The organism is Bacillus sp. 5mfcol3.1 (assembly GCF_900114335.1).
GTDB classification, from domain to species: Bacteria; Bacillota; Bacilli; order Bacillales; family Bacillaceae_G; genus Bacillus_A; species Bacillus_A thuringiensis_S.
In genome coordinates this window covers 46,645-59,530 of the sequence record NZ_FOST01000002.1, presented here as the reverse complement: position 1 = coordinate 59,530, position 12,886 = coordinate 46,645, and the positions used below count along the sequence as shown (strand labels likewise).

Sequence of the window (12,886 nt, the reverse complement as noted above, 5' to 3'; positions counted from 1 at the left end):
CAATGAAGGAAAGAAGCACCTTCATATAAGGGAGAGGACAAACTTTGTTCAACCAACAGTTAGTTAATTTACGCATTGATTTTGCATTTAAACAATTGTTTGGTACGAATGGTAGCGAAGATATTCTAATTGCATTTTTAAATGCTATGTTACAAGAGTCTTTAGAGTCGCCCATTGCTTCTCTACAACTAGAAGATCCACATTTACACAGGGAATATGAAGAGGATAAGTTATCTATTTTAGACATTTCAGCGACATTAGACACAGGAACAAAAGTTAATGTAGAAATACAACTCAATAATAATCACGATATGGTTAAACGCAGTTTATATTATTGGGGAAGACTATACACATCTCAACTACAAAAAGGGATGCCCTACAGTGCACTTCACAAAACCATCACCATAAACTTACTAAACTTCGTAATGTTTTCGGAACACCCAGCCTTCCATACAACGAGCATATTATGGAATACACAACAAAAAAAGCTCCTAAGTGACGACATAGAAATCCACATTATAGAAATTCCAAAGTTAACTGAACAATGGCATGAAGAAAAAGTAAATCCGTGGAAAGATCCATTTGTTCGTTGGCTTTTATTGCTTTCAGCAAATGAGGATGAGCACTTAACTAAACTATTGGAGGATATTGCTATGAACGAAGATCCTATTTTACAAAAAGCGATAAATAAATGGGAACGTATGAGTCAAGATTCTTCTTTCCGGCAAGCCTATGACGCAAGGGAGAAAGTTTTAATGGATGAAGCAGCAAAATTCGCCCATGCAGAGACAGAAGGAATAAAAAGAGGAATGGAACAAGGAATTAAAAAAGGGCTTGAAAAAGGCATTGAACAGGGCATTGAACAAGGCATTGAACAAGGCATTGAACAAGGCATTGAACAAGGTCGAAAAGAAGGAGTTCAACAGGGGAAAATTCAAATGATTAAAAATATGTATGATCTTGGTATACCACTTGAAACGATTGCTAAGGCAAGTAAATTAAGTTTGCATGAGATTGAGCATATTTTAGGACATAAATAGTGATAAAAAAAGAGCTTGAATAGTTTCAAGCTCTTTTTTATCAACTCTCCTCAATATCATCCAATTGAGTCTTATAACATTCATCACACTCTGGCCTCGTAGGAAGAATCCCTCTTTCATCAGGTAATAAAACCCTCAAAACTTCTCGATCTATCTCTACGAAAGACTTCATAATAATGGGATATCTTTCTCTAAAAAGGTTAACATCCATACAGTTTTTCCTTTATCGTTCATCAGCAGCACTTTATGGTTTAACTTCCAAGCCACTTCACTAACATGATCAAACATCTTTATTAATACGCCTTAATCAATTTCAAGCCAACCCATTCCCATAGAAAGAAATAACAACAGTCCGATTACAAAAAAGAGACCCCCAGTTAAAAAATAGAACGGCACTCCATGCAATGGATCACTAAATAACTCTATCAAATTTCCAGCTACTACTTTCCATTTCTCTTTCTTTGAATTTTTTTCTTTTAATTCTTTTATAAATCGATAATTACTTATACTAATCAAAATAATTCCTATTAATAGGCATCCTACTATGATTAAAATCTCCAAATATAACACTCCATGTGTACATTTATATCTATTTTCGTTTACATACTATTGTTATTCATAATCCATTTTAGCTAATAAACAAACGAAAGAGAACTAGGTGGATTAATGTTTACTTAAAAATCAAAAGTCCGAAACTATATAAAGTGATTTCGGACTTTTTATTTTTAAAATATTAAATTACATTTCGAACAAAAAGGAGCTGAATTTCCTCTTCTAATTTTCGTATCACATTTTGGACAATATACATATCGTTCCTCTACCTTTTGTCGTTCTATCATGTGTAAGGATACTATTTTCATACTGCACATAATTCCAATTAAGATAAGGCTAAAAATGAGTAGCACAACGCTCTTCCTTCCTTAACTACTTACCTATATTTTACCATTAAATAAAGATAATTTTATACTTATAATCCTATCTTGTCCTTCATACTGGAAGAAACTTTCTTTACTTCTATTTACTCATCAGCGTGATTCTTTTTTGTCTATATAAATAAAGAATACCTGTAACTATAAAAACAATCACGCCAAAATACACGCCATATTCTATCGCGATCGCTACAATACTTTCAATATGTTTTCCAAATAAAGCACCGAGCACAAAGTAAACGAGTGTCCAAACAAATCCTGTCGTATAAGAATACAAAGCATACGTCTTAAATGACATGTTATTCATTCCAACTAAATACGGTACGATATGTCTTACAACTGGTATGAAGTAACTTGTGACTAACGCATAATGACCATACTTCTCTACCATTTGTTGAGATTTCAAAAGATATTTCGCCTTTTTCTTTTTCATTAGCTTATCAAGTACTTTCGTACCAAATATTTTCCCTAATATATAACCTAAAGAAAGCCCAGATACAACACCTAAATATGTTAATAAAAATGCAGGAATGACACTTAATATCCCTAGTGAAGATACAAAGCCACCACTCATTACGATCATTTCGTCTGGAATTGGCATACCGATAATACCTAACCATAAACAGAAAAATAATGCCCAATAACCGTATTGTTCAATATAAGATAATAATTCATGTAATTCCATTATGCATATGCTCTCCTTAGCTCTTTTTTACAGCTAAAGATGTACGCTGGTGGGAAATTGAGCCACACTTTCTCTAGCGTAATTTCTGGAAAGAAGTGCTGTATAAATCCTTTTTTCACAAGTGAATATTGAAATGTAATGAATTCACCATTCTCATGTATCGCTTCCATCGCATTATTTAAAATGCGCTTTGAAACTTCTTCTGGTAAAGAAGTGAAAGGCAACCCTGATAAAACGTAATCAATGCATTCTATATTGAGCTCCTCCATATACTTCTTTATATTTTCAGCTGAACCGTGTACAACAATGACATTCTGCTCACCTTTAAACTTTCTTTTTAATTCTTTGAAAAATACTTCATTAATTTCAATAAGAAGAAATATTGTTTCCTTCTTTTTTCTCTTCATAATCTCTTTCGTAAAAACCCCTGTGCCAGGCCCTAACTCTACAATACATTTCGCTTTATTAAAATCAATTACATCGACCATTTTCTTTGCTAATATTTTTGAACTTGGCGCAATTGCACCAGTATGTTTTGGATGCTTTATAAATTCATGTAAAAATGTAATGAGCTGCATGTAAACCTCTCCTCATTCGTTCGATAGTTTTTAACTTGTGTCTAAGTATAACTATCGTTTCTTAATAAAAATTGAGGAAGTTTCTTAAGATTTTATGAAGAATAAAAAAACAGCTATCGCGTGTAGCGATAGCTGCCCCTTATTACTTCGCACTCACGATCTTATAATAAGAACGAACCGTTAAGAAGTAATATCCAATATAGATGACACCGTATACTCCAATACTAATGAGAAGCGGAATCATAATTTCAAATGGTAATATATTTGATAAACCTTTTAGTGCAAATAAGCTGTGTAAAATACCGATTACTAACGGAATAGCGAAGATAAAGCTCACTTGTTTTGCGATAGCTTTCTTCATTTCTTGCTTCGTTACACCAACTTTATGAAGGACAATGTAACGATCACGGTCAGCACTTGCTTCTGTTAATTGTTTAAAGTAAATAATTGAGCCTGTTGCTAATAGGAATACTAATCCTAAGAATAACCCAATAAACATCATTAAGCCTGTCGTTTCAAGCCCCATTTGGAATCCTGTATAGAAATCGTTAAATGGTTTTAAAACTTCTGATTCTCCAGCTGGCATAATGCTTGCTAATTTTGCTGTTAACTCTTTACTATTTCGCTCACCTTTTACATCAATATTTTTTACAGTACGCGTTTCGTTTACTTGTTTCACTTGCTCATATGTTTTATCAGGAACGATTACAAATAGTTCATTTAAATTTGTAAGGCTTCTATTATTTACACCTTTAATTTTTAATTCTTTTGACTCATTTCCAACAGGGAATACAGCTGTATTTCCTGTATAAAGAGGACCAAAATCAAGTTTCTCAATATATAAGCTATCATATACGAAAGCTTCATTCGCACTTAAATTTACAGGTTCTACATCTAAATGTTTCACATGTTTATTAAAGCTTGATTGAGAAATAAGCTGGTACTGATTCGTAACATTATAGTGTGTGTTCAGAACTTGATCAGCTCTTTCACCTTTAAATGTTCCTTTCACAGGAATCATTTCAACTTCTGATTCATATGTGACTGGGTGATTATTCTTCTCTCCAGCAAGTATTTCATTTACTTTTTTATCTAATGCTGCATCTTTTTTCTCATAGGAATAACTATACGGCGCAGCAACTTTTGATTGCGTAAATGTGTTGTAATACATCGTAACTGACGTACCAACCGCTGTTAATGTAACTGCACTTAAAATAGCGATTGTCGCTAATGATTTCGCATTTCCTTTAATACGATATAGTAACTGCGATGTCGTTACCATATTCATACCATTATAAAATGCTGACTTATTATTTCTTGCACGTTTCAATACAAATACTGTGAAGAACATGAACAGTAAATAAGTCCCTGCTACTGTCGCTAATAAAATATATAATGCAACGACCATAAAGTCTGCATACATAACTGCTTTCATGTACATTAGCGCTAAAAAATAACCTGAACCGATTAAGAAAACTGAAATTAATGCCATGATGACAGATCCTTTTGGCATTGCTTCTCCTTCACGTTCTGCACGGAAAAGTTCAATTAACTTAAAGCGATAAATTAAACGATATCCTTGAAGTGATGTATATAAAATAATCACAAAGAAAATAATTGCTGTATCAATAATGGCAGCCATCGGTACTTCAAAATGAACGTTTAAATTTAATCCCATCATATTTACTAATAACTCAAGGAATAATTTCGAAAGGACACTACCGATCGCAATCCCGATTACTAATGACATTAATCCCATTAACATATTTTCATAAAAGAGCATTTTACCAATTTGTCTTTTACGAATACCTAATAACGAATATAAGCCAACTTCTTTTTTACGTTTACGTGTAAAGAATCCGTTCGAATATATAATGAACACTGCTACGAAAATGATAAGCATCACACTGGAAACTTGGAACGCTCCGCTAATTTTTTTTGAAGCTTCTGCTGCTTTTTCCATTTGTGAATTATATTGCAGTGCTTTAAATGTAAAATAAATAACAATACTAAAAATCATAGATGCGAAATATACAAAGTAGTCTTTAAAGTTCCGCTGTATGTTGCGGAGGGCAATGCTAGATAAGGTCATCAGCCATACCTCCAGAAATAGAAGACATTACGTCAACGACTTTTTGGAAGAACTGTTTACGCGTTGATTCACCACGGTGCAATTCTTTATATAGTTCACCATCTTTAATGAAAATAACTCGTTTACAATAACTTGCTGCAAATGCATCGTGCGTTACCATTAAAATTGTTGAGTTATCATATTCATTTAACGACTTCATACTTTCAAGTAAATCTGTTGCAGATTTAGAATCAAGTGCTCCAGTTGGCTCGTCTCCGAAAATCATACTTGGATTCGTAACAATTGCACGCGATGCTGCACAGCGCTGCTTCTGCCCACCAGATACTTGATATGGGAACTGACTTAAAATATGATCAATACCGAATTTCTTTGAGATTTCAAGAACGCGGCGATCAATCTCACTCGCTTTCACCTTTGATAACGCAAGTGGTAAAGCGATATTCTCTTTCACTGTTAACGTATCTAATAAGTTATAATCTTGGAAAATGAAACCTAAATGATCGCGGCGGAATAACGCTAACTTATCATCATTCATTTTCACAATATCTTTTCCATCAATTAAAATTTCACCGTTCGTCGCATTATCAATTGTAGAAAGAACATTTAGTAAAGTTGTCTTACCAGAACCAGAAGGTCCCATAATTCCAACGAACTCACCTTCTTTTACTTGTAAGTTAATACCTTTTAACGCTGCAAATTTATTACCACCCGTGTCATATACTTTTTCAATATTTTTTGCTTCTAATACTGTTTTCATCTCGACATCCCTCATTTCTTCTATTCTCTATTTTCAACTATATACACTCTCTACTCTTGCCACTATCGATGTTTCTTACACAAACATGACAGTTATGTAAGGCACATAAGTAAAGAAATCAAAAAGTTAACGTAATGAATTAAAGTACTTTGTTACTATAACATTGGGATATCATACCATCCATTCATTCTCCTTACAGGAACATTACAATTTTGTAAGGTAAAAAATGCACCTACAAAGTTGTGCACGAAATGTCGGATGGAGCTATTTCGTTCCTGCTATTCTATGTACAGAGGAGGTCATAATATGGATTCACTTAAAAATATGAATGCTGCAATGCAGTATATCGAAAACAACCTTACACATGAAATTAATTTTAAAGAAGTCGCAAAAATAGCTTACTGCTCCGAATATCATTTCAAGAGAATGTTTTCTTTTTTAGCTGGCATATCACTATCAGAATATATTCGCTGTAGACGTCTTACCCTCGCTGCCTTTGAACTAAAAAACAACAATGTAAAAGTCATTGATATCGCTATAAAATATGGATACAACTCGCCAGATTCATTCACTCGTGCATTTCAAAACTTGCACGGTATAACACCTTCAGAGGCCCGAAATAGTAGCCATTCTTTGAAGGCTTATTCACCAATGACCTTCCAATTATCTATTCAAGGAGGAAATGAAATGAACTATCGAATTGAAGAAAAAGAGCCATTTCGAATTATAGGTATTACAAAACGAGTCCCAATCGTTTTTAACGGTGTAAATGAAGAAATTGCTTCTATGTGGAAAAGTTTAAACCCAGAGTCTATTCAAACATTAAAGTCCCTTTCAAACATTGCACCTACTGGAATTATTAGTGCTTCTACTAATTTTTCTGAAGGAAGAATGGCGGAAAAAGGAGAACTTGATCACTATATTGGAGTAGCCACAACAAAGGATTGTCCAGAGCAGTTTAAACAACTCGAAGTCGCAGCTTCAACATGGGCTATATTCGAAGCTGTCGGTCCATTTCCTGATGCACTACAAAATGTATGGGGGCGTATTTATTCTGAATGGTTCCCTTCTTCGAACTATGAACTAGCGGAAGGACCGGAAGTATTGTGGAATGAACAGAAACACATATCTTCTCCAAACTTTAAAAGTGAAATTTGGATACCGGTTTTGAAGAAGTGATAAAAAAACAAAGCTGCTCTTCCCTAAAAGGAAAAGCAGCTTTATTTACATTTTCAACTCTTCTTTATAAATACTATATGACTTTATTGTTGATACGATAATACATATTAATATGATTCCAATCCCCATAAAAATATTAAATGGATCTGGAAGCAAAGCCCCGGCATATATACAAAGTGAACCTATTACAAATACCCTCGAAGCAAATCTATGTGTTTTTCTCCAAACTACAGGATTTTCTAATGTCCAGTCCATTCGAATGCCTACTAACCCGTTCGGCTTCGTTTGTTGCATGTAATTACCTAGTACAAGAAACAATGTTCCAAATCCAAAATTAAATGCAATTGAGCCCGATGCAATATAATTAGACGCTGCTAATAGTGCAAATATGTTACATCCAAATCCGATAAAGAGAATGGCATAATTAATCGCTGAAAGAACTTTGGATTGCTGTGTAGACTTATCTTTTATGAATCCAAAAACTAGCCATATCATATAGAGCACTACCATACTACCTATCGAGAATGAACTTGCTTCTATTTTAGAAAAATATCCATCTACTACTCCTGCTGCATTATAATGGCGTGGAATTTGTTCTGGTAAATATGGCCATACAATATACCATCCAATTGCAATGCCAATAATTAAACTCCATGGTAATACGTGTCTTTTCATCCTCTCTCCCCCATAATTTTTTATTAGGCCCCTATTTCTTTTTTATAAGCAATATATGAATATCCCATCGTTAATCCTACTGCACCAATAATAATTCCAACCATTACGAAAGATTTCCACGTTACTGGTGCAAAAACACTTAAAATCATAATGATCCCCAATGCAACAAACACCTTTCCGCTAAAACGGTGTGTCTTTCTCCATACTTCTTCGCTACTTAACGTCCACGGCGTTTTTATACCTACAAAATAATTTGGTTTACATTGTGGTAAATAGTTTCCGATGACTATAAATAAAATACCCACTAATAATTCCGGCACGCGATTAATGAATAAATTGTATCCTAATCCACTTGTAATAATATCTATATTTCCTACAAATAGTAGCAATAGTACACCATTATTCATCATCATAAAGGCTTTAGAAAATTTCTCGTAATTTGCTTTTCTTGGATCAATCTTTGGTATCACATTTAGAAATATATATAATGCAATCATAATTCCGACCATAGAAATCATTCCGTAAAATTTAGAAGAATATCCATCTACCTTACCTCCGCTCCAATGCGTTGCAATTGTATCCGGCAAATGTGGCCAAGCAAACGCCCAAGCTAAACAAGTTATAACAATTAATAAGATTGCAAAAAGATGTTTTTTCATTTCCCCTCTTCCCCCTTATTCGTAAATGTAAACACCCAAGTTAATAAATCTTGAAAGACAGTTGTGTTTAAAGAGTACACAACAAATTGCCCTTTCTTTTCATCTTGAATAAGTTCAGCATTTTTAAGTGCGCTTAAGTGGTGTGAAATACTTGGTTTTGTCATATTGAAATGTTCAGCGATTTCACCAGCGGTTAAATCACCTTCTTTTAATAAGTCTAAAATTTTTCGCCTTGTTGGATCTGCTAATGCTTTGAATGCTTGATTCAATGTCTTTCTTCCTTTCGATAATTAGACATTTAGATATTTATCTAAATGTTAAACCGATTACCGTTATTTGTCAATTTAATCCAGCGCCCTTTTTACTTTTCTCACTTTTAACCTATACTGTTTACTAGCTTATCTTTCAACATAATGAAAAGACTTGAAACACATGATACACTATAGCTACAATTGTTTTTTTGAGGAGGAATATACATATGTATAAAATTTTAATCGTTGAAGACGATCCAAATATTTCATCATTACTGCAATCTCACATTCAGAAGTACGGTTATGAGGCTGTGGTAGCGGAGAATTTCGATGATATTATGGAATCGTTTAACGCTGTGAAACCACATCTTGTTTTACTTGATGTAAACTTACCGAAATTCGATGGTTTCTACTGGTGCCGTCAAATTCGTCATGAATCTACTTGTCCAATTATTTTCATTTCAGCTCGTGCTGGTGAGATGGAACAAATTATGGCAATTGAAAGCGGTGCGGATGATTACATTACAAAACCGTTCCACTACGATGTTGTAATGGCGAAAATTAAAGGACAATTACGTCGTATTTACGGTGATTATGCACCAAATATTTCTGAACGTATCGTTGAAGTAGAAGGTTTAAAACTATTCCCAGAACGTCCTGAAATTCACTTCGGATCTGAACAAGTTCTTTTAACGAAGAAAGAAGCTATTTTAGCTGAAATGTTATTATCTAAATTCCCTCGTACAGCGAGCCGTGAAGATTTATTAGCTGCGCTTTGGGATGACGAGAGCTTCGTTGAAGAAAATACATTAAACGTAAACATTACGCGTCTTCGTAAAAAGTTTAATGAGCTTGGCATTGAGAACTCTATTGAAACAGTACGTGGACTTGGATATCGCTTTAACGCAACTTGGAGTGAATAAGCATGAAGCTATTTTTACGTGATCATTTTGCATTTTTCCTACTGTACGTTTTAAACTTCGGTATCATTTTCGTTCTTTATGATGCAGTAGATGGATTTCAAAACAATAAATTTTACTTCGTCGTTTTAAGTTTATATTTATTTATTTGTTTCCTCGCTTACCGTTACGTTCGCAATCGTAGAATGTACCATAGATTAAGTGAGCAACCAGAAAAAATGGAAGATGCGTTTATTGAAAGAGCGACTGCTCCGATGCCTCACGGTGTCAATGAACTCGTGCGTACGCAGTACCGCCTCTTCCAAAAAGAACTACAATCGTATGAAGTAAAACAACAAGAACATCAACTATTCATTAACCATTGGGTACATCAAATGAAGACACCTGTTTCTGTTATGCAGCTTATGGTGCTAGAAATGGAAGACGAGCATTTAATTCCAAAGTTTAAAAAAGAATTAGAGCGTCTAAACCAAGGGCTTGATATGGCTTTATACATGGCTAGGTTAAATAACTTCCATGAAGATTTCCATGTCGAGACGATTTCATTAAAAGATACGGTAACAAAAAATATTAACGGATTAAAAGAACTATTCATTCGTAATGGTGTCTTCCCTGTTTTAGAAGTCCATTCTGATTTAAAAGTTGCTTCTGATGCAAAATGGCTAAAATTTATCATCTATCAATTAATGACAAACGCTGTTCGTTACTCCGGTGAGCGCGGAAAGAAAGTTTTCTTATCTGCTTACCGAAACGGAAAAGATATTATTTTAGAAGTTCGTGATGAAGGTGTTGGTATTCCACAAGAAGATATTCGAAGAGTATTTGAACCGTTTTACACTGGGAAAAACGGTCGCGCCTTCGGAGAATCTACTGGTATGGGACTTTATATTGTAAGTAAAATTTGTGATTATTTAGGTCACTCTGTCAAACTAGATTCTGAAGTTGGTAAAGGAACGACGATTAAAATCATCTTCCACAACGCTGCAAATAATCAAGCAGAACATACGGAGAAGGTGACCGAAGTATGATCGTAACATATGCAAGCAAAATGTATGAGAACTCACTCTCATACATTTTTTGCAATACAACTACTTCTATATCTTCTAGCCGGAGGTATAATCTATGACATTTTGGCAATTTGCATTTAAAAACGTCACGCGCAACTCGAGAGCTTATTTTGCTTACTTTGTAAGTAGTTCCTTTTCCATTGCTGTGTTCTTTTCGTTTGCTGTTTACTTATTCCATCCGAAATTACAAAACTTTGACATGACCTCTGAAATTTCAGCATTAATGATATTTTCAGAAGTAGTAATTGTATTTTTCTCTTTCTTCTTTTTACTATATTCCATTGGTACTTTTTTAAAAGTTAGAAAAAAACAATTTGGTATTTTGACCATTTTAGGAATATCGAGAAAACAATTACATCGTCTTATTTTTATGGAGAATATGTTAATCGGGATTTTATCTATCTTTTTCGGCATGCAGTTTGGAGTTGTTTTTTCTCAATTTTTCTTATTAGTAACAGCCAAACTTACGCATGTTCCAGGAATATATTTATACGGGCCTACTAACGCGTTTATTTTAACAACCATTGTTTTCCTTAGTCTTTTTATCATTGTATCTGCATTCACACCAATGCTTATTCGTACAAAAAAAGCAGTACACCTTTTAAAAACAAATGGTGGAAAACAAAAAGAAAGAAAACCATCCATACTTGTTTCATTATTTGGTGCGATTTGTTTATTTGGTGGTTATGCGTTAGCTGGAAATCCTAAATATTTCGTATCAGTAAGCCCGCAAATCGGTGTTATATATATGGTTTCAAGTATTTTCGTTATCCCAACGCTTGTTACAATTGGAACATATTTCTTCTTTTCACAAATTAGTTTCTTACTTATTTATATTTTAAAGAAAAGAAGGAAGTTTTATATGAAACGGATTAATATGCTTTGGATTTCGGATTTAGCAAGCCGTATTCGAACGAATATTAATATGCTGTTTATTGTAGCGATGCTATCTACAATTGCTTTCACAATGATTACGTTTCTATATGGATTCGGGAAATTTATTAAGCTAGAGGTGAATAGAACTTCTCCTTTTCCAATTTCTTATTTTTCTTATGATGCGAACCCTTTTGTTACAGAGCATTTAAATTGGCTTGAGCAACAATTACAAAAAGAGCATTTCCCCTATCAAAAAATAAAAGCTGATATATATGAAACACCACTAAAAGAAGATAAAGATATAGCTATTTATAATGACGTATACGCAATTAAGCAAAGTGACTATAACAAACTTGCATATTCTTTACGAATGAAACAACTATTTATGGATGATAACGAAGCATATGTGCTTACAGGGACATCTTATATCACCATATTCAACGAATTTGAGCAAAGCTACAAAAGAGATTACATTACACTCTCTAGTACAAATACGAAATTACGAGTGAAAGGCTATGAGCATGTGAATGCAATTCCATCTGGCTTTTCATATCAAACGATAGTTTTGCCTGATGTTATCGTAAATAACTTACCTAGCACCGTAAAGCATATATCAGCATACAATTACAAAATTCAAAACTGGGAACAGACATATGAAATTGCTGATAATTTTATAGAAAAAGTGCAAAAAGATCGAAATAAATCCCAGTATGAAGGACCTCTTATTCGTTCCTTTGAATCAGCAGGATCGTTATACAAAATAACATCAGGCAGTGCTGCATTTTTCCTAATTGGGACATTTTTAGGAGTTATTTTCTTCATTGGAGCTGGTAGCGTTCTTTACTTTAGAATGTATACGGATTTGACGAACGAACAAGAGAAATATATAACGATTTCTAAAATCGGTGTAACAGATACAGAGATGAAACGATCTGCAACCATTCAACTTAGTATTTTATTTTTCATTCCGTACATTATGGCATCCATTCATACAATGTTCGCAACAAAAATGCTACAAGATGTAATTGGTTTATCTCTGTTCAAAGAGGTTTCAGCCGTTCTTATTATTTTTGGATTCGTTGAAATCGTATTTTTCGTATTCATTCGTTCACTTTATATGCAAAAATTATCACAATACACGAGTGGACAAAATATTTAAAACAAACTTGATGAAAAGA

At 33.7% G+C, this 12,886-nt stretch carries 14 protein-coding genes; 5 read left to right on the top strand and 9 right to left on the bottom strand.

Going from position 1 to position 12,886, the window contains the following annotated elements; genetic code table 11:
* The first annotated feature begins 44 nt into the window (after nt 1-44).
* On the top strand, nt 45-1,040 hold the full coding sequence (locus BM089_RS09405) for an Rpn family recombination-promoting nuclease/putative transposase (RefSeq protein WP_069356359.1): 996 nt from the start codon (nt 45-47) through the stop codon (nt 1,038-1,040).
* A 303-nt stretch (nt 1,041-1,343) separates the two neighbouring features.
* Here BM089_RS09405 and BM089_RS09400 read toward each other — a convergent pair whose 3' ends face one another.
* From BM089_RS09400 to BM089_RS09375, 6 genes are all read right to left on the bottom strand, one after another.
* A complete protein-coding gene (locus BM089_RS09400) occupies nt 1,344-1,601 on the bottom strand; it encodes a hypothetical protein (protein ID WP_000404320.1) in 258 nt (85 codons plus the stop codon).
* Between the two features lie 164 nt (nt 1,602-1,765).
* Complete coding sequence (locus BM089_RS09395; protein ID WP_001986677.1) at nt 1,766-1,945, bottom strand: hypothetical protein; 180 nt, start codon at nt 1,943-1,945, stop codon at nt 1,766-1,768.
* A gap of 109 nt (nt 1,946-2,054) precedes the next feature.
* Complete coding sequence (locus BM089_RS09390; protein WP_000418924.1) at nt 2,055-2,654, bottom strand: DedA family protein; 600 nt, start codon at nt 2,652-2,654, stop codon at nt 2,055-2,057.
* Nucleotides 2,654-3,232: a class I SAM-dependent methyltransferase gene (locus tag BM089_RS09385; RefSeq protein WP_090976796.1), complete on the bottom strand. Its 579-nt coding sequence runs from the start codon at nt 3,230-3,232 to the stop codon at nt 2,654-2,656. Before BM089_RS09385 ends, BM089_RS09390 begins: the two co-directional genes overlap by 1 nt.
* Nucleotides 3,233-3,374: 142 nt before the next feature.
* Complete coding sequence (locus tag BM089_RS09380) at nt 3,375-5,324, bottom strand: ABC transporter permease (RefSeq protein ID WP_000176150.1); 1,950 nt, start codon at nt 5,322-5,324, stop codon at nt 3,375-3,377.
* Nucleotides 5,311-6,081 carry an ABC transporter ATP-binding protein gene (locus BM089_RS09375; RefSeq protein ID WP_000859656.1) on the bottom strand — a complete coding sequence of 257 codons (771 nt, stop codon included), beginning with the start codon at nt 6,079-6,081 and terminating at the stop codon, nt 5,311-5,313. Before BM089_RS09375 ends, BM089_RS09380 begins: the two co-directional genes overlap by 14 nt.
* Nucleotides 6,082-6,387: 306 nt before the next feature.
* On the opposite strand from BM089_RS09375, the gene BM089_RS09370 reads away from it, so the two are divergent.
* Nucleotides 6,388-7,260: an AraC family transcriptional regulator gene (locus BM089_RS09370; RefSeq protein WP_090976794.1), complete on the top strand. Its 873-nt coding sequence runs from the start codon at nt 6,388-6,390 to the stop codon at nt 7,258-7,260.
* 45 nt (nt 7,261-7,305) lie between these two features.
* On the opposite strand, the gene BM089_RS09365 is transcribed toward BM089_RS09370, so the two are convergent.
* From BM089_RS09365 to BM089_RS09355, 3 genes are read right to left on the bottom strand one after another with little or no spacing between them, the layout of a single operon-like run.
* The gene (locus BM089_RS09365; RefSeq protein WP_090976792.1) at nt 7,306-7,935 is read right to left on the bottom strand and encodes an SdpI family protein; all 630 of its coding nucleotides are present in this window, start codon (nt 7,933-7,935) and stop codon (nt 7,306-7,308) included.
* A gap of 23 nt (nt 7,936-7,958) precedes the next feature.
* On the bottom strand, nt 7,959-8,594 hold the full coding sequence (locus tag BM089_RS09360) for an SdpI family protein (RefSeq protein WP_090976789.1): 636 nt from the start codon (nt 8,592-8,594) through the stop codon (nt 7,959-7,961).
* Complete coding sequence (locus tag BM089_RS09355) at nt 8,591-8,863, bottom strand: autorepressor SdpR family transcription factor (RefSeq protein ID WP_001070531.1); 273 nt, start codon at nt 8,861-8,863, stop codon at nt 8,591-8,593. The genes BM089_RS09360 and BM089_RS09355 overlap by 4 nt, the downstream gene beginning before the upstream one ends.
* 209 nt (nt 8,864-9,072) lie before the next feature.
* Between BM089_RS09355 and BM089_RS09350 the strand changes: the two genes are divergently transcribed.
* The 3 genes from BM089_RS09350 to BM089_RS09340 all read left to right on the top strand — a co-directional run bounded on the left by BM089_RS09350 (nt 9,073) and on the right by BM089_RS09340 (nt 12,867).
* Nucleotides 9,073-9,768, top strand: coding sequence for a response regulator transcription factor (locus BM089_RS09350; RefSeq protein WP_000276738.1), 696 nt, complete (start codon nt 9,073-9,075; stop codon nt 9,766-9,768).
* A gap of 2 nt (nt 9,769-9,770) precedes the next feature.
* On the top strand, nt 9,771-10,793 hold the full coding sequence (locus BM089_RS09345; protein ID WP_000765342.1) for a sensor histidine kinase: 1,023 nt from the start codon (nt 9,771-9,773) through the stop codon (nt 10,791-10,793).
* 94 nt (nt 10,794-10,887) lie between these two features.
* Nucleotides 10,888-12,867 carry an ABC transporter permease gene (locus tag BM089_RS09340; RefSeq protein ID WP_090976788.1) on the top strand — a complete coding sequence of 660 codons (1,980 nt, stop codon included), beginning with the start codon at nt 10,888-10,890 and terminating at the stop codon, nt 12,865-12,867.
* The last annotated feature ends 19 nt before the right edge of the window (nt 12,868-12,886 follow it).